General features: G+C 68.8%; 16 protein-coding genes. 10 read left to right on the plus strand and 6 right to left on the minus strand.

Going from position 1 to position 15,708, the window contains the following annotated elements; genetic code table 11:
* Positions 1-2: 2 nt before the first annotated feature.
* Together FHQ07_RS06110 and FHQ07_RS06115 are read left to right on the plus strand one after the other, a co-directional pair.
* Positions 3-1,712: a proline--tRNA ligase gene (locus FHQ07_RS06110; RefSeq protein WP_139715972.1), complete on the plus strand. Its 1,710-nt coding sequence runs from the start codon at positions 3-5 to the stop codon at positions 1,710-1,712.
* Positions 1,713-1,811: 99 nt separating this feature from the next.
* Entirely contained in the window at positions 1,812-2,195 is a 384-nt protein-coding gene (locus tag FHQ07_RS06115; protein ID WP_139715973.1) for an H-NS histone family protein, read from the plus strand.
* Positions 2,196-2,309: 114 nt separating this feature from the next.
* Here the strand turns inward: FHQ07_RS06115 and FHQ07_RS06120 are convergent, their stop codons facing one another.
* Positions 2,310-3,560 (minus strand): threonine/serine exporter family protein, encoded by a 1,251-nt coding sequence (locus tag FHQ07_RS06120; protein WP_139715974.1) that lies wholly within the window; start codon positions 3,558-3,560, stop codon positions 2,310-2,312.
* Positions 3,561-3,644: 84 nt separating this feature from the next.
* On the opposite strand from FHQ07_RS06120, the gene FHQ07_RS06125 reads away from it, so the two are divergent.
* The 5 genes from FHQ07_RS06125 (at position 3,645) to FHQ07_RS06145 (ending at position 8,931) form a co-directional block, all read left to right on the plus strand.
* A complete protein-coding gene (locus tag FHQ07_RS06125; protein ID WP_139715975.1) occupies positions 3,645-4,766 on the plus strand; it encodes an ABC transporter permease in 1,122 nt (373 codons plus the stop codon).
* Positions 4,766-5,593, plus strand: a complete 828-nt coding sequence (locus FHQ07_RS06130; RefSeq protein ID WP_139715976.1) for an ABC transporter ATP-binding protein — start codon at positions 4,766-4,768, stop codon at positions 5,591-5,593. Before FHQ07_RS06125 ends, FHQ07_RS06130 begins: the two co-directional genes overlap by 1 nt.
* Positions 5,594-5,606: 13 nt before the next feature.
* Complete coding sequence (locus FHQ07_RS06135; protein ID WP_139715977.1) at positions 5,607-6,533, plus strand: MlaD family protein; 927 nt, start codon at positions 5,607-5,609, stop codon at positions 6,531-6,533.
* Positions 6,530-7,180, plus strand: a complete 651-nt coding sequence (locus tag FHQ07_RS06140) for an ABC-type transport auxiliary lipoprotein family protein (RefSeq protein WP_139715978.1) — start codon at positions 6,530-6,532, stop codon at positions 7,178-7,180. Before FHQ07_RS06135 ends, FHQ07_RS06140 begins: the two co-directional genes overlap by 4 nt.
* A 74-nt stretch (positions 7,181-7,254) precedes the next feature.
* Positions 7,255-8,931, plus strand: a complete 1,677-nt coding sequence (locus FHQ07_RS06145; RefSeq protein ID WP_139715979.1) for an electron transfer flavoprotein-ubiquinone oxidoreductase — start codon at positions 7,255-7,257, stop codon at positions 8,929-8,931.
* Positions 8,932-8,985: 54 nt separating this feature from the next.
* On the opposite strand, the gene FHQ07_RS06150 is transcribed toward FHQ07_RS06145, so the two are convergent.
* Both FHQ07_RS06150 and FHQ07_RS06155 read right to left on the minus strand, forming a co-directional pair.
* Positions 8,986-9,612, minus strand: a complete 627-nt coding sequence (locus FHQ07_RS06150) for a CoA transferase subunit B (protein ID WP_139715980.1) — start codon at positions 9,610-9,612, stop codon at positions 8,986-8,988.
* Position 9,613: 1 nt separating this feature from the next.
* Complete coding sequence (locus tag FHQ07_RS06155; RefSeq protein WP_240703558.1) at positions 9,614-10,330, minus strand: CoA transferase subunit A; 717 nt, start codon at positions 10,328-10,330, stop codon at positions 9,614-9,616.
* A 174-nt stretch (positions 10,331-10,504) separates the two neighbouring features.
* Here FHQ07_RS06155 and FHQ07_RS06160 point away from each other — a divergent pair, with 174 nt between their 5' ends.
* The 3 genes from FHQ07_RS06160 (at position 10,505) to FHQ07_RS14630 (ending at position 12,674) form a co-directional block, all read left to right on the plus strand.
* Entirely contained in the window at positions 10,505-11,251 is a 747-nt protein-coding gene (locus FHQ07_RS06160) for an electron transfer flavoprotein subunit beta/FixA family protein (protein WP_139715982.1), read from the plus strand.
* Positions 11,251-12,192 (plus strand): electron transfer flavoprotein subunit alpha/FixB family protein, encoded by a 942-nt coding sequence (locus FHQ07_RS06165; protein WP_139715983.1) that lies wholly within the window; start codon positions 11,251-11,253, stop codon positions 12,190-12,192. The genes FHQ07_RS06160 and FHQ07_RS06165 overlap by 1 nt, the downstream gene beginning before the upstream one ends.
* A 65-nt stretch (positions 12,193-12,257) precedes the next feature.
* Entirely contained in the window at positions 12,258-12,674 is a 417-nt protein-coding gene (locus FHQ07_RS14630) for a hypothetical protein (protein ID WP_139715984.1), read from the plus strand.
* Between the two features lie 15 nt (positions 12,675-12,689).
* Here the strand turns inward: FHQ07_RS14630 and FHQ07_RS06175 are convergent, their stop codons facing one another.
* The 3 genes from FHQ07_RS06175 to FHQ07_RS06185 form a co-directional block, all read right to left on the minus strand.
* The gene (locus FHQ07_RS06175) at positions 12,690-13,058 is read right to left on the minus strand and encodes a hypothetical protein (RefSeq protein WP_139715985.1); all 369 of its coding nucleotides are present in this window, start codon (positions 13,056-13,058) and stop codon (positions 12,690-12,692) included.
* A complete protein-coding gene (locus FHQ07_RS06180) occupies positions 13,039-14,769 on the minus strand; it encodes an LTA synthase family protein (protein WP_168191473.1) in 1,731 nt (576 codons plus the stop codon). The genes FHQ07_RS06175 and FHQ07_RS06180 overlap by 20 nt, the downstream gene beginning before the upstream one ends.
* Before the next feature lie 101 nt (positions 14,770-14,870).
* Entirely contained in the window at positions 14,871-15,704 is an 834-nt protein-coding gene (locus tag FHQ07_RS06185) for a class I SAM-dependent methyltransferase (RefSeq protein ID WP_168191474.1), read from the minus strand.
* Positions 15,705-15,708: the final 4 nt, after the last annotated feature.

Genomic DNA, 15,708 nt, shown 5'->3' on the forward strand with positions numbered 1-15,708 from the left:
CCATGCGCCTGTCGCAGTTCCATCTCCGCACCGAAAAGGAAACCCCCGCCGACGCCGAAGTGATCAGCCACAAGCTGATGCTGAAGGCCGGCATGATCCGCAAGCTCGCCGCCGGCCTGTACACCTGGTCGCCGCTGGGCCTGCGCGTGCTGCGCAAGGTGGAGGGCATCGTCCGCGAGGAAATGAACCGCGCCGGCGCGATCGAGATGGCGATGCCGTCGATCCAGCCGAAGGAACTGTGGGAGGAAACCGGGCGCTGGGCGAAGTTCGGTCCGCAATTGCTGAAGATCCGCGACCGCAAGGAGCAGGACTACTGCTTCACCCCGACCGCCGAGGAAGCGGTCACCGATTTCTTCCGCCAGGAAGTGGCCAGCTACAAGCAGCTGCCGGTGAACTTCTACCAGGTCACCACCAAGTTCCGCGACGAGATCCGCCCGCGCTTCGGGGTCATGCGCGCGCGCGAATTCATCATGAAGGACGCGTATTCCTTCCACATCGACGACGACTCGCTCGCCGCCGAATACAGGAACATGTACGACGCCTATTCGCGCATCTTCACCCGCCTGGGCCTGAAATTCCGCGCGGTGTTCGCCGATACCGGCGCGATCGGCGGCAGCGCCTCGCACGAATTCCACGTGCTGGCCGATTCCGGCGAGGACGCGCTGGCGTTCTCGGAAACCTCGGACTACGCGGCGAACGTCGAACTGGCCGAAGCGGTCTCGCCGGGCGAACGCCCCGCGCCGTCGGAAGCCCTGCGCGACATCGACACCCCCACCCAGAAAACCTGCGAGGACGTGGCCGCGCTGATGGGCATCCCGCTCGCGCGCACCGCCAAGTCGATCGCGATCGTCGGCGCCGATGCCGAAGGCAACGACCAGTTCGTGCTGGCGCTGGTGCGCGGCGACCACATGGTCAACGAGATCAAGCTGGCCAAGCTGCCGGGCCTGGCCGACTACCGCCTCGCGACCGAAGCGGAGATCGCGGAATTCCTCGGCAGCGAGCCGGGGTTCCTCGGTCCGCTCAATGCCAAGAAGCCGATCCGCGTGATCGCCGACCGCAGCGTGGCCGCGCTCGCCGACTTCGTGGTCGGGGCCAACAAGCCCGGCTTCCACATCGCCGGCGTCAACTGGGGCCGCGACCTGCCCGAACCCGAGACCGCCGACATCCGCAACGTGGTCGCCGGCGACGCCTCGCCGGACGGCAAGGGCGTGCTGGGCCTGGCGCGCGGCATCGAGGTCGGCCACGTGTTCGCGCTGGGCCGCAAGTATTCCGAGGCGATGCAGGCCAAGGTGCTGGATGCGGGCGGCAAGGCCGTGCATCCGGCGATGGGCTGCTACGGCATCGGCGTGAGCCGCATCGTCGCCGCGGCGATCGAACAGAACCACGACGACAACGGCATCCTCTGGCCGCAGGCGATGGCGCCGTGGCAGGTCGCGGTGTGCATGATCAATCCGAAGAACGACGCCGCGGTGAGCGAAGCCGCCGAGGCGCTGCATGCCGAATTGAACGCCGCCGGCATCGATACCGTGCTCGACGACCGCGGCCTGCGCCCGGGCGCGATGTTCGCCGACATGGAACTGATCGGCATCCCGCACCGCGTGGTGGTGTCCGGTCGCGGGCTGGAATCGGGCACCTTCGAATACCGCGCGCGCAACGCCGCCGAGGCGGAAAACCTGGACCGCGACGCACTGCTGCGCAAGCTTTGCGGCTGAGCGGAAAACCCGCCGCGGTTTGCGCGGGATACCCCCCGCATTTAGTATCGGATTAACCCCGATGGGCTGATCCGATAATCGAATCGAGGAAATGAACGCATGACCGTCAATCTTGAAGGCCTGAGCAGCAAGGAACTGGCCGAACTGATTTCCCGCGCCAACCAGCGCAAGAAAGTGCTGGCCAAGCGCAAGCCGGCCAACCAGGTGAAGGCGGCGGTCGCCAAGTTCCTGGCCAGCGTCGGCTGGACCTTCGACGAGCTGTACGGCAAGTCCGGCGGCGCCAAGCCGGCCGCGCCGGCCGCCGCCGGCGCAAGCAAGCCGGCGCGCAAGTCGACCAAGGGCCGCAAGCTGGGCAAGGTCGAGCCGAAATACCGCAACCCGGCCAACCCCAAGGAGACCTGGGCCGGCCGCGGCAAGCAGCCGAAGTGGCTGGCGGCGGAAACCGCCAAGGGCCGCAAGCTGGAAGACTTCCTGATCGGCTGAGCCGATGCGCGATCTTGCGGAAACGCCGGCAGACGCCGGCGTTTCCGTTTCGGGACACCCGCAACGCCACCGCGCCACTGGTGCGGGCCCGCGCCCGCCGCATCGGCGCCGCGGTTACAGGTTGCGCCGCGCCGACACCAGCAGGTTGCCGAATAGCAGGCCCGCGAGCAGCGCCATCAGCGTGTTCAGCGCGGCCATCGCCGCGTCCTGCCCGGCGCCGATGTCCTGCGCCTGCACCAGCGAGATCACCCCGCGCAGGGCGATGCTGCCGGGCACCAGCATGATGATGCCGGGCAGGCGGATCAGCGCACCCGGGCGGTTCACCCAGCGCGCATACGCATTGCCGGCGGCGGTCATCGCCAGCGCGGCGAGGAACACGCCGGCCTGCGGGCCGAACGCCTCGCCGCCGTAGCGCGAGATCAGGTAGCCGCCGGCCGCGGCCGCCATCACCAGCGGGTAGTCGCGCCGGTGCGCGCGGAACAGCACGGCGAAGGCGAACGCGCCCACCGCCAGCGCGCACCACACCACCCAGTCCGGTTGCGGCCGGGAGGCGCGCACCGCCGGCTCCAGCCCCAGCAACCCGGCGACCGAGAGGGCGATCGCGGTGCCGATGGTCAGTTTGAGGATGGTGGTCAGCGCGCCGGCGAAACGCGCGGTGCCGGACACCAGGTGGCGGCTGGTCAGTTCGTTCACCGCATTGGTCAAGGCCATGCCCGGCAGCAGCACGATCAGCGAGGCGATGATCACGGTATTGAGGTTGAGCGGCGCGACGAAGCCGGAGACCGCGATCGCCACCGCGCCCGCCACCAGTCCGGCCAGCGCATCGGAGGCCTCGGACAGGCGCGGCCGCTTCTGCGCGACGATGTCGAGCAAGCCGATCAGCAGGCCGATCACCCCGGCGGTGGCGATGTCCAGCCACGGCAGGCGCAACAGCCCGGCGACCGCCGCCGAGGCCATGCCGAAACCGAGCAGCTGCATCGCCTTGCCGCGCCAGCCGGCCGGGCGGTCGAGCGCGCGCAAGGCCTCGCGACCGGCGGCGATCTGGACGCGACCTGCCATCACGTCCTCGGCGATGCGATCGACCTCGCACAGCTTGTAGAGGTCGGTATCGCCCAGGCCCACGCGGATCACGCGGGTGGTGTCGGACTCGCCGGCCGGGCGCGCATGGTCGCTGAAGGCCAGGATCATCCCGGTGGGATTGACCCAGGGCTCGCACTCCAGCCCGAGCCGCTTGGCCACCGATTCGATCGCGCCTTCCAGCCGTTGCGCGGTGGTGCCGTAGGCGTGCAGGTGCTCGGCCAGCTCGACCACGAAGGCGATGCGTTCGGTGTAACCGGCATCGGTAGCGGGATCGCGCGTCTGCATCCGGCTAGCATGGCATGCGCCACGGCCGTTCACACCGTCGGCATGCGTTTGCGTAAGCTTGTCCCGTCCCACGCCCGAGCCTGCATGAGCGTCGCTCCCAACCACGCCCCGCCCGCCGTCGCCGTCGATCCGCAGGATCCGGCCAGGCTGCGCCTGTCGGGACGCTGGACGCTGCGCTACGCCAACGAAGTCGGCGAGGCCCTGCGCGCGGCGCCGGACGGGATCGCCTGCGTCGATGCCAGCGCGGTGGAACGCATCGATACCCTCGGCGTGCTGCAACTGCTGCGCTACGCCGACCGCAACAAGCTCGACTTCGACCGCTTCGCCTTCCGCGACGACCAGAAATCGCTGATCGCGGCGATCGAGGACGTCCACGACCAGCGCCCGAAGAAGCAGCGCGACCACGGCTTCCATGCCGCGCTGGGCCGGCTCGGCTTCGCGGTGGTCGACAACACCCGCGAAGTCGTCGCCCTGGTCGCCTTCCTCGGCGAGGTGCTGGCCAAGCTGCTGCGCCTGTTCAAGGAACCGCGCCGCTTCCGCCTCACCGCCACCGTCCACCACATGGAACAGGTCGGCCTGGACGCAGCGCCGCTGGTCGCGCTGCTGTCGTTCATGGTCGGCGCGGTGATCGCCTTCCTCGGCGCGATGGTGCTGCAGGACTTCGGCGCCACCATCTTCGTGGTCGAGCTGGTCAGCGCCGCCTTCCTGCGCGAATTCGGCGTGCTGCTGACCGCGATCCTGCTGGCCGGCCGCACCGCCAGCGCGTTCACCGCGCAGATCGGGATGATGGTCAACCGCGAGGAAGTCGACGCGATCCGCGTGCTCGGCCTGGACCCGATCGACCTGCTGGTGATCCCGCGCGTGCTGGCCCTGCTGGCGATGCTGCCGCTGCTGACCTTCATCGCGATGATGGCCGGCCTGCTCGGCGGCATGGCGGTGGGCGCGTTCAACCTCGACATCCCCGCCGCCGCCTACTTGGCGCGCATGCAGGAGATGATGGAGACCCGGCATTTCTGGGTCGGCATGTCCAAGGCGCCGGTGTTCGCGATGGTGATCGCGCTGATCGGCTGCCTGGAGGGCCTGCAGACCGAGGGCACCGCGCAATCGCTGGGCGAGCGCACCACCTCGAGCGTGGTGCAGTCGATCTCGATGGTGATCGTGCTCGACGCGCTGGCGGCGCTGTGGTTCATGGAGATGGATTTCTGATGACCGCGAACGCCGGCGCCACGCGCACGCTGGACGGCGTCGTGATCGGCGATGCGCCGCTGATCAGCGTGCGCGGCCTGGTCAACCGCTTCGGCGAGCAACTGGTCCACGACGGCGTCGACCTCGACGTGCGGCGCGGCGAGATCCTCGGCGTGGTCGGCGGCTCCGGCACCGGCAAGTCGGTGCTGATGCGCTCGATCCTGGGCCTGCGCAGGCCGGACGCCGGCCGCATCCGGGTGCTGGGCGTGGATGCGATGGCGGAGGATCCGGTCACCCGCCGCCACATCGACCGCAACAGCGGCGTGCTGTTCCAGGACGGCGCGTTGTTCTCCTCGCTGACCGTGGGCGAGAACGTGCAGGTGCCGCTCAAGGAGTACTACCCCGACCTGCCCGATTCGCTGCGCTACGAACTGGCCCTGCTCAAGATCAAGCTGGCCGGCCTGCCCGCGGATGCGCTGGACAAGCTGCCCTCGCAGCTCTCCGGCGGCATGCGCAAGCGCGCCGGGCTGGCGCGCGCGCTGTCGCTGGACCCGCCGCTGCTGTTCCTCGACGAACCCACCGCCGGCCTCGACCCGATCGGCGCGGCGGCGTTCGACAGCCTGATCCGCACCCTGCAGCAGGCGCTGGGCCTGACCGTGTTCCTGATCACGCACGACCTCGACACGCTATACGCTATCTGCGACCGGGTGGCGGTGCTGGCCGACCGCAAGGTCATCGCGGTGGCGCCGGTGGCCGAACTGGAAACGCTGGACCACCCGTGGGTGCAGGACTATTTCAACGGCCCGCGCGGCCGTGCCACACGCGATGCGATGCAGGAAACAGACTGATGGAGCGCAAGTGATGGAGACGCGTGCCAACTACGTGCTGATCGGCGCCTTCACCGTGCTGACCGCGGCCTGCCTGCTGCTGTTCGCGCTGTGGGCGGCGAAATTCAGCTCGGACCGCAACTGGCGCCAGTACGAAGTGGTCTTCACCGAACCGGTGACCGGCCTGACCGAAGGCGGCAGCGTGCAGTACAACGGCATCGGCGTGGGCACCGTGGACAAGCTCAGCCTGGCCCCGGACGACGCGCGCAAGGTGATCGCCCTGCTCAAGCTCAAGGCCGACGCCCCGATCAAGGTGGATACCCGCGCCAAGCTCTCCCAGCAGGGCATCACCGGCGTGCCCTTCATCCTGCTTTCGGGCGGCAGCCCGCAGGCGGCGCTGCTGGAGCCGAACGACAACGGCGACGTCCCGGTCATCCGCACCGAACCGTCCGCCCTGCAGAACATCGCCGACACCGCCAACCGGCTGGTGGCGCGGATGGACGAGCTGCTCAGCGAAAAGAACATCCGGCACATCAGCGGCACCCTGGAAAACCTCGACCAGGCCACCGGCAGCATCGCCGCGCAGCGCGAGGACATTTCCAGGCTGATCGTCAACGCGCGCGAGGCCACCGACACGCTGAAGCTGACCCTGGCGAACGCCAACGGCGCGATCGAGGGCATCGACCAGAACCTGGTGAAGCAGCTGCCCGCCTTGATGGCCAAGCTCGACAGCACCGTCGGCAAGCTGGACTCGGTGGCCGGCAATGCCGATGCGCTGATCGCGGAGAACCGCCCGGGCCTGCAGAGCTTCACCAACGACGGCCTGGCCCAGCTCGGCCCGACCCTGGCCGAGCTGCGCAGCCTGGTCCGCGACCTGCGCCGCATCAGCGACAGCCTCGACGGCGGCCCCGCGCGCTACATCCTGGGCCGCGACGCGCCGAAGGAGTTCGAACCCAAATGACCCGCTCGCAGAACACCCCGCATCGCATCGCCAGCGGCCTCGCCGCACTGCTGCTGGCCGGCTGCTCCGTGCTCGGCAGCCCGAAGGACGCACCGACCGTGTTCGCCCCCGAGGCGAAGGCGGAAGCCGACCCGGCCTGGCCGCGCGTGGCCTGGCAACTCGCCACCACCCGTCCGGGCGCGGCGCGGGTGCTGGACAGCAGCCGGATCGCGGTCAGCCCGGTCGCGGGCGAACTGCAGGTCTACAAGGGCGCCGCCTGGGCGCGCACCCCGCCGGAGATGCTGGAAGACGGCGTGCTGCGCACGCTGGAGGACTCCGGCAAGATCCCCGCGGTCGCGCGCCAGGGCAGCGGCATCGGCGCCGACTACCGGCTGGTGATGGAAATCCGCCATTTCGAGGCCGACTACGCCGGCGCGGCGGTGCCGTCCGCGGTGGTCGAAGTCAGCGCCAAGCTGCTGCATGCGAGCGACCAGGCGGTGGTCGGCAGCCGCGTGTTCCGCCATGCGCAGCCGGCCTCCGGCACCGAGGTGGCGCTGGTCGCCGAGGCCTTCTCGCAGGCGCTGGGCGCGACCAGCGGCGAGATCGCCGGCTGGGTGCTGGCGACCGGGCAGGCGCACGAAACCCGGCACCCGAGCGGCAAGCACTGAGCAGGTCCGCTCCTGTCTAGATTGCCGCCTCTACGCAAAGCCCGGAAAATCGCGGGCAGCCAGAGGAGAGCCAGATGAGCCAAGCGAACCAGGACGCCGTCGCCCGCGAATCGATGGAGTACGACGTTGTCGTGGTCGGGGCCGGCCCGGGCGGGCTCGCCACCGCGATCCGGCTGAAGCAGCTGGCGGCCGAAGCCGGCCGCGAGGTTGCGGTCTGCGTGCTGGAAAAGGGCTCGGAGCCGGGCGCGCACATCCTGTCCGGCGCGATCATGGACCCGAAGGCGCTGACCGAACTGTTCCCGGACTGGGCCGAACGCGGCGCGCCGCTCAAGCAGGCGGTGGCGAAGGACGAATTCCTGTTCCTCGACGAAACCGGTTCGAAGGCCACGCCGAACTGGCTGCTGCCGGAATGCTTCCACAACGAGGGCAACTACATCGTCAGCCTCGGCGCGGTGACGCGCTGGCTGGCGCAGCAGGCCGAAGCGCTCGGCGTGGAGATCTTCCCCGGCTTCGCCGCCGCCGAAGTGCTGTACGACGAGACCGGCGCAGTGATGGGCGTCGCCACCGGCGACATGGGCATCGGCAAGGACGGCCAGCCGACCGACCAGTTCCAGCGCGGCATGGAACTGCATGCGAAGTACACGATCTTCGCCGAAGGTTCGCGCGGCCAGCTGGGCCGGCAACTGATCGCGAAATACAAGCTCGATGCCGGCAAGGATCCGCAGAGCTACGGCATCGGCATCAAGGAACTGTGGCAGGCGGATCCGGCCAAGCACCAGCCGGGCCTGGTCGTGCATACCGCCGGCTGGCCGCTGGATAGCGACACCTACGGCGGCTCGTTCCTGTACCACGCAGAGAACGGCCAGATCGCGGTGGGCTTCGTGGTCGGCCTCGACTACAGGAACCCGTGGCTGAGCCCGTTCAACGAGTTCCAGCGCTTCAAGACCCACCCGGCGATCCGCAAGCACCTGGAAGGCGGCAAGCGCATCGGCTACGGCGCGCGCGCGATCACCGCCGGCGGCCTGCTCAGCCTGCCGAAGCTGGTGTTCCCCGGCGGCGCGCTGGTCGGCTGCGAGGCCGGCACCCTCAACGCCAGCCGGATCAAGGGCAGCCATGCCGCGATCAAGACCGGCATGCTGGCCGCCGACGCCGCGTTCGCGGCCTTGGGCGAAGGCCGCCAGCGCGATGAACTCGCCACCTACCCGGCCGCGTTCGAGAACAGCTGGCTGCACGCCGAGCTGCTGCAGGCCAAGAACTTCAAGCAGTGGTTCAAGAAAGGCCGCAGCTTCGCGACACTGATGACCGGCATCGAGCAATGGCTGCTGCCGAAACTCGGCATCCGCAATCCGCCGTGGACGATCCATCGGCAGAAGCCCGATTACGCCTGCCTGGAACCGGCGGCGACACAGCCGAAGATCGACTATCCCAAGCCCGACGGCGTGCTGAGCTTCGACCGCCTGAGCTCGGTGTTCCTGTCCAGCACCCACCACGACGAGAACCAGCCGGCGCACCTGACCCTGAAGAACCCGGCGATCCCGGTCGAAGTGAACCTGCGCGAATACGCCGGCCCCGAGGCGCGCTACTGCCCGGCGGCGGTGTACGAATTCGTCGGCGAGCAAGGCCACGAACGGCTGCAGATCAATGCCGCCAACTGCGTGCACTGCAAGACCTGCGACATCAAGGATCCGACCCAGAACATCGTCTGGGTGGCGCCGCAGGGCGGCGGCGGGCCGAACTACCAGAACATGTGAAACGAAGAAGCCGCCCGAGGGCGGCTTCTTCTTTGCGGCATTGCAAACGCGCGGTCAGTGCAGCGGCACGCCGGTCTTCTCCACCGCTTCCTCGCGGCTCACGCCATCGGCCAGCTCCACCAGCTTCAGCCCATCGGCAGTGACGTCGAACACGCCCAGCTCGGTGATGATCCGGTTGACCACGCCCACGCCGGTCAGCGGCAGCGTGCACTGCGGCAGGATCTTCGACGAACCGGCCTTGGTCACGTGCTCCATCAGCACCACCACGCGCTTCACGCCAGCGACCAGGTCCATCGCGCCGCCCATGCCCTTGACCATCTTGCCGGGCACCATCCAGTTGGCCAGGTCGCCCTTGTCGGTGACTTCCATCGCGCCGAGGATGGCCAGGTCGATGTGGCCGCCGCGGATCATCGCGAACGAGTCGTGGCTGCCGAAGTAGCTGGCGCCGGGCACCGCGGTCACGGTCTGCTTGCCGGCGTTGATCAGGTCGGCGTCGAGCTGCGCCTCGGTCGGGAACGGGCCGATGCCGAGCAGGCCGTTCTCGCTCTGCAGCCACACGTCCATGCCGTCCGGGATGTAGTTCGCCACCAGCGTCGGCAGGCCGATGCCGAGGTTCACGTAGGCGCCGTCGCTCAGCTCCTGCGCGGCGCGCTGCGCCATCTGTTCGCGGGTCCAGGCCATCTCAGTTGTCCTCCTGGCGGATGGTGCGTTGTTCGATGCGCTTCTCCGGCGTGGCGTTGACCACGATGCGGTCGACGTAGATGCCGGGCAGGTGCACGTGGTCGGGATCGATCTCGCCGATCTCCACCAGTTCTTCCACCTCCACCACGCAGGCCTTGCCGGCCATCGCCGCCGCCGGGTTGAAGTTACGCGCGGTCTTGCGGAACACCAGGTTGCCGGCCTTGTCCGCCTTCCACGCCTTGACCAGCGAGACGTCGGCCCTCAGCGCGGTTTCCAGCACGTAGTGGCGGCCGTCGATCTCGCGGGTTTCCTTGCCGTCGGCGACGATCGTGCCGTAGCCGGTGGCGGTGAAGAACGCCGGGATGCCGGCGCCGCCCGCGCGCAGGCGCTCGGCCAGCGTGCCTTGCGGATTGAATTCCAGTTCGAGTTCGCCGCCCAGGTACTGGCGTTCGAATTCCTTGTTCTCGCCCACGTAGGACGAAATCATCTTGCGGATCTGCCGCGTGGTCAGCAGCTGGCCCAGGCCGAAGCCGTCCACGCCGGCGTTGTTGGAGATCACGGTCAGGTCCTTGACCCCGGAATCGCGCAGCGCGGCGATCAGCGCCTCGGGGATGCCGCACAGGCCGAAGCCGCCGACGGCGAGGGTCTGGCCATCCGCCACCAGCCCGGACAGGGCGGCGTCGGCGCTGGGATACTGCTTGCTCTTGGCGGCTGCCACGTGCGGTGCTCCGATGCAGGGGACGCCCATTCTAGCGGGCGCCGGCGACCGGCCTACCGTACCTTCGGGCAATCCTGCGTATGCCGCTGGCCGCGTCCTGCAGGGTCCGGACGCGTCCGCTAAAATGACGGGCTCGGCCGCATGGCCCCGTTCTCCCCACAGGATTCCCGCACGATGAAGATCCTCGTCGGCTACAAGCGCGTGGTGGACTACAACGTCCGCATCCAGGTCAAGCCGGACGGTTCCGGCGTGGTCACCGACGGCGTCAAGCTGTCGGCCAACCCGTTCGACGACATCGCGCTGGAAGAAGCCCTGCGCCTGCGCGACAAGGGCATCGCCAGCGAGGTGGTGGTCGCCACCATCGCCCCCGCCGATGCCCAGGCCCACCTGCGCAACGGCCTGGCGATGGGCGCCAATCGCGCCATCCACGTGGTTGCCGACGCGCCGATCCAGCCGCTGACCGCCGCCCGCACCCTGCTCAAGCTGATCGAGAAGGAGCAGCCGGACCTGGTCATCCTCGGCAAGCAGGCGATCGACGACGACGCCAGCCAGACCGGACAGATGCTGGCCACGCTGTGGGGCCGCCCGCAGGCGACGTTCGCGTCGAAGCTCGACATCGAAGGCGGCAAGGCCACGGTGGTGCGCGAGGTCGATGCCGGCCTCGAGACCCTGGAAGTCGACCTGCCGGCGGTGGTCACCACCGACCTGCGCCTCAACGAGCCGCGCTTCATCAAGCTGCCGGACATCATGAAGGCCAAGAGCAAGCCGCTGGAAACCATCGCCTTCGCCGACCTCGGCGTCGATGCCGGCGACACCTTGAAAACCACCCACTACGCGGCGCCGGCCAAGCGCAGCCGCGGAGTGATGGTGAAGGACGCGGCCGAACTGGTCGCCACGCTGAAGCAGAAGGGGTTGCTGTGATGGGCAAGGTTCTGATCGTCGCCGAACACCTGGACGGCAAGCTCAACGCCTCCACCGCCAAGTGCGTGAGCGCCGCGCAGGCGCTGAAGCCGGATTCCATCGACATCGTCGTGCTCGCCGCCGATCCGGCCGGCGTCGCCGCCGAGGCCGCGCAGATCGCCGGCGTGGCGAACGTGCTGACCGTCGCCAATGCCGCCAATGCCAACGCCATCGCGCAGGTGCTGGCGCCGCAGGTCGCGGCGCTGGCCAAGGGCTATACCCACGTGTTCGGCCCCAGCACCACCTTCGGCAAGGACCTGATGCCCTGCGTCGCCGCCCTGCTCGGCGTGGCCCAGGTCTCCGACGTGATGGCGGTCGAAGGCACGCATGCCTTCAAGCGCCCGATCTACGCCGGCAACGCGATCATCACCGTCGAAGCGCCGGCCGACCACGCCGTGGTCGCCACCGTGCGCACCGCCTCGTGGCCGGAAGCGGCACGCGGCGGCAGCGCCGCAGTGGAAGCGGCGGATGTCGATGCCGCACTGCCGTCGCATACGCGCTACATCGGCCTGGCCGCCGGCAAATCGGATCGCCCCGACCTGCAGAGCGCCAGGCGCGTGGTCTCCGGCGGCCGCGGCGTCGGCTCGAAGGAGAACTTCGAGATCATCTACAAGTTCGCCGACAAGCTCGGCGCCGCGGTCGGCGCCTCGCGCGCCGCGGTCGATGCCGGCTACGTGCCGAACGAACTGCAGGTCGGCCAGACCGGCAAGATCATCGCCCCGGAGCTGTACATCGCGGTCGGCATCAGCGGCGCGATCCAGCACCTGACCGGGATCAAGGATGCCGGCACCATCGTCGCCATCAACAAGGACGGCGATGCGCCGATCTTCGAGATCGCCGACGTCGGGCTGGTGGGGGATCTGTTCCAGTTGCTGCCGGAGCTCGAGCAGGCGCTTAGCTGACCTCGCCTGCGCATCGCCCGGTTACCCTTGTCCACGGTCCACGCCCCCCGCATCCGAGAATTCCGATGAACAAGCTCCACCTGATCCTGTTGCCGCTCGCGCTTGGCCTTGCCGCCTGCGGCCCGAAGCCGAGCGACGACACCGCGCCGGTGGCCGATGCCCCCGCAGCCGCCACGGCACCGGCCACTGCGGCGCCGCAGGTCGAGGTCGCCCCGACCACGATGATCCACGCGCAGCCCGCCGCGCTTGCGGATTGCAAGCAGACCTCGGTGACCCTGCAGTGGGACGTGCGCAGCCAGAAACCCGGGCTGACCTCGGTGAAAATCTATACGGCCGACGGCAAGCTGTTCGCGCACGCGGGCGCATCCGGCTCGAACGAAACGGGCCCATGGGTGAAGCCCGGCTTCGTGTTCGTCCTCAAGAGCGCAGCCGACGAAACCGAGCTGGAGCGCCTGACCATCGGCGGCCCGGTCTGCCCGTAAGTCCCCGAGCCGGCGTCAGTCGGGACACGCCACCGTGGTCAGCGTGCGGCGCGCCAACTCCACGCCGTTCCGCGACTTCAGGATGACCGTGTAGCCGTCCTGCGCCCAGGCGCCCGAGGTTTCGCTGCCCTTGGCACCGCCGTTGGTCCATGCCTTCGGCGCTTCGCCCAGGTTGGCGACTTCGATATCGACATGCTGCAGCCCGAGTCGCGTCACGTCCCAGCTGACGCGGGTCGCCACCGGCAACTCGCAGGCGCGGACCACGGCCGGCTCCAGCCGGAACTCCACCCCTTGGCGCGCGCAGCCCGCGCCGGCGAGGCATGCCAGCAGCATCGCCTTGCGCGCATGCGCCGTCGCGATCGAATCAGTTGCGCGCATAGTCATCGAATCGATCCTGCAAACGGGCATTGGCCGCGGCGTACAGGCCATCCTTCAGGAGCATGCCGCGCGGCGATGAATCATCCGCAGCCAGCCCGGGGCCGATCCGCGACACGAAATCGAAATACGCATCGCCGGGCACGCCCGCGGCGCGCAGGATCATCGACGGCAACTGCCAGGAAGACGTCACCACCCCGCCGCCAGGCACGGCGACGTCGCCACTGGCCGCCATCACCCAGGGCACCGTCTGCCGACCCGGCTCGGCGCCATCGGCGAAGCCCAGGCGATCGTAGACATCGCCCAGGGCCGGCAGGTGGTCGCCGAAGAACAGCAGCACGAACGGGCGTTGACGCGCCCGCAAGCCCGCGAGCAGCCGCCCGAATTCCCGGTCGGCATTGTGCAGGTGGTAGAGATAGCTGCGCAGTTCGCCCGCGCCCGCTGCGTCCAGCCCGGCGGGCAATGCGATCCCGGCCATTGCCTTCGGGTCGGCCACCCTGCCGGCATCGTCGTACGGGCCATGGTTTTCCATGCTGATCGCGATCGCCAGCGTGGGCTTGCCGGCATGGCCCAGTTCGCGCAACAGGATGTCGGTCATCGAGCGGTCGGACATCCACTTGCCGTCCTCGGTCGCGCCGCGCTGCCTGAATTCCGACTTGGTGATGAAGCGATCCACGCCCATCGCCTTGTAGGTGCCGAGCCGGTTCCAGACGCCGCCGGAATTGCCATGGATCGCAAGGCTGGCGTAGCCGGCCTTCTCCAGCACCCCGACGATGCCGGGAATGCGATCCAGGCGCATCTCGACGTACGGATACCGCACTTCGGGGAAGGCGCGCACCGGCATGCCGGTGAGGACTTCGAACTCGGTCCGCACCGTGCCGCCGCCGAATGCCGGCACCCGGAGCCGGCCGCCCTTGCCCGCGGCCAGTTGCGCGCGGATCTGCGGGATCAGGTCGGGCACGCCGTCCATGCCGCGCATCGCCCGCGGATCCATGAACGATTCGCTGAGCACGATGACGATGTCCGGCCGCTCGCCGCCCGTGCCGCGGATTGCCGGCTGCGCCTGCGGCTCCGGCGGGAGCGACGACAACGCCTTGCGCAACGCCGCGGCGTCCACCTTCAAGGCCAGGTGCCGTTGCTGGTTGTGGTAATAGACCAGGCTGGTGGTCAGGCCCGCACGCAACGCCGCCCTGTTGAAGCCGAACAACGACGGCCGCACATGCGCCTTGTCGTACATGCGGCTGGTCCACGGCCATGCCGAGAAATACAGCGCGCAGAGCAAGGCGGTCGCGATGCCGGCGGCGGCAAGCCGCGGCCATGCCCGGGCGCGGCAGCATGGCGGCTCGAGCCGGTACAGCGACGCCAGCGCCAGCAGTGCGAGCACCGCCAGCCCCAGCGTGCGCCAGGGCGAGGGCACGTAATGCCACAGCAACGCGAAGCTGGACGCATCGAAACCGGAGACGAAATACGCGTCCTGCAAGACCAGCACCATGTCCAGCAGGCGGTACTTGATCGACGACACGACGTACAGCAACGCATGCAGCGCCGATACCAGCAGGATCGGCGCCAGCAAGCGACGCGCGATCGCGGCCAGCAGCAGGATCATGCTCAACCCGACCGCGGCATTCGCCAGCACGCGCTGCCAGCTCAGGTACGCCTCGAACGCCACGCCGATCGACCAGCGGTCCAGCCACCAGATGCCGAGCGGGTATGCGAGCAATGCGAGGGATGCAAGGATCCGCGTCGTCCGCTTGCGCCACCGCCGACTGTCCCTGGCGTGGCCTCCGGCCCGCGCGTTCGCCATGTCCTGCACTTCGTCGCTCACCCTGTCTTCCGTGCCAGCAACATCCAGTTCCCGTACAGCAAGCCGTGTTCGGGCGACCAGGGCATGACCATTTCGGCATGGGCCAGTCCGGCCTCGCGCACCGCAGCCAGCACGTCCCAGCCGAAATGCTGGAAGCACAGCACCGCCCCGCCCACCGGATCGCCGTGGTACTCGGGTTCCATGTGATGGACCACTTCGCCCTGCGGCGACAGCGAAGCCCTCACGACCGTATCCGGCCCATCGGTGAACGGGAAAGTGGCAAGCAGGTGTCCGCCGGCACGCAGCACGCGGGCGAACTCGCGCAAGGCAGCCCGATAATCCGGCACGTGCTCGAGCACGTCGAAGCATGCGACGGCATGCAGCGAGTCATCGGCCATGTCGAGCCTGGTCACGTCCTGGAATTCGATCGGGCCATGTCCGCCCAGGCTCTCCAGGTAGGCGGCCAGTGCAGCGCGGCGATCGGCGTCGGGTTCGAATTCGCTTCCGCGCACGTGCGGATAACGCGCCTGCAGCCATGCGAAGGCAGGCGTTCCCTGCTCGGTGATGTAGATCCGGTCCGACGGTTCGACCAGCGTCCCGAGCATGGCAAGGCAGGAACGCAGGCGCGCGCTCATTCCGCATGTCGCGCACGGCATGCCTTCCCGCAAGTCCTCGACGCCTTCCCTCCGCGCCATCCGCGTGACCGCCATGCACAGCGAGCACCGGAATTGCATGCCATCCAGGCCGTGCGGGCGCTCGGCCAGGCTGCCGCTGAACAACCAGCGCGCGAACAGGGCTGGATCGTCCTTGCGGGCAGCGAGATCGTCGAAGCGGAGCAGTGCCTGGTTCATGCGC

Origin of the sequence: Thermomonas aquatica, assembly GCF_006337105.1 — a bacterium.
Lineage (GTDB): Bacteria > Pseudomonadota > Gammaproteobacteria > Xanthomonadales > Xanthomonadaceae > Thermomonas > Thermomonas aquatica.

Excerpts from the sequence above, each read along its gene's own strand:
- FHQ07_RS06110 (WP_139715972.1), top strand. The coding sequence starts at position 3 with ATGCGCCTGTCGCAGTTCCATCTCCGCACCGAAAAGGAAACCCCCGCC.
- FHQ07_RS06115 (WP_139715973.1), top strand. The coding sequence starts at position 1,812 with ATGACCGTCAATCTTGAAGGCCTGAGCAGCAAGGAACTGGCCGAACTG.
- FHQ07_RS06120 (WP_139715974.1), bottom strand. The coding sequence starts at position 3,560 with ATGCAGACGCGCGATCCCGCTACCGATGCCGGTTACACCGAACGCATC.
- FHQ07_RS06125 (WP_139715975.1), top strand. The coding sequence starts at position 3,645 with ATGAGCGTCGCTCCCAACCACGCCCCGCCCGCCGTCGCCGTCGATCCG.
- FHQ07_RS06130 (WP_139715976.1), top strand. The coding sequence starts at position 4,766 with ATGACCGCGAACGCCGGCGCCACGCGCACGCTGGACGGCGTCGTGATC.
- FHQ07_RS06135 (WP_139715977.1), top strand. The coding sequence starts at position 5,607 with ATGGAGACGCGTGCCAACTACGTGCTGATCGGCGCCTTCACCGTGCTG.
- FHQ07_RS06140 (WP_139715978.1), top strand. The coding sequence starts at position 6,530 with ATGACCCGCTCGCAGAACACCCCGCATCGCATCGCCAGCGGCCTCGCC.
- FHQ07_RS06145 (WP_139715979.1), top strand. The coding sequence starts at position 7,255 with ATGAGCCAAGCGAACCAGGACGCCGTCGCCCGCGAATCGATGGAGTAC.
- FHQ07_RS06150 (WP_139715980.1), bottom strand. The coding sequence starts at position 9,612 with ATGGCCTGGACCCGCGAACAGATGGCGCAGCGCGCCGCGCAGGAGCTG.
- FHQ07_RS06160 (WP_139715982.1), top strand. The coding sequence starts at position 10,505 with ATGAAGATCCTCGTCGGCTACAAGCGCGTGGTGGACTACAACGTCCGC.
- FHQ07_RS06165 (WP_139715983.1), top strand. The coding sequence starts at position 11,251 with ATGGGCAAGGTTCTGATCGTCGCCGAACACCTGGACGGCAAGCTCAAC.
- FHQ07_RS14630 (WP_139715984.1), top strand. The coding sequence starts at position 12,258 with ATGAACAAGCTCCACCTGATCCTGTTGCCGCTCGCGCTTGGCCTTGCC.
- FHQ07_RS06175 (WP_139715985.1), bottom strand. The coding sequence starts at position 13,058 with ATGACTATGCGCGCAACTGATTCGATCGCGACGGCGCATGCGCGCAAG.
- FHQ07_RS06185 (WP_168191474.1), bottom strand. The coding sequence starts at position 15,704 with ATGAACCAGGCACTGCTCCGCTTCGACGATCTCGCTGCCCGCAAGGAC.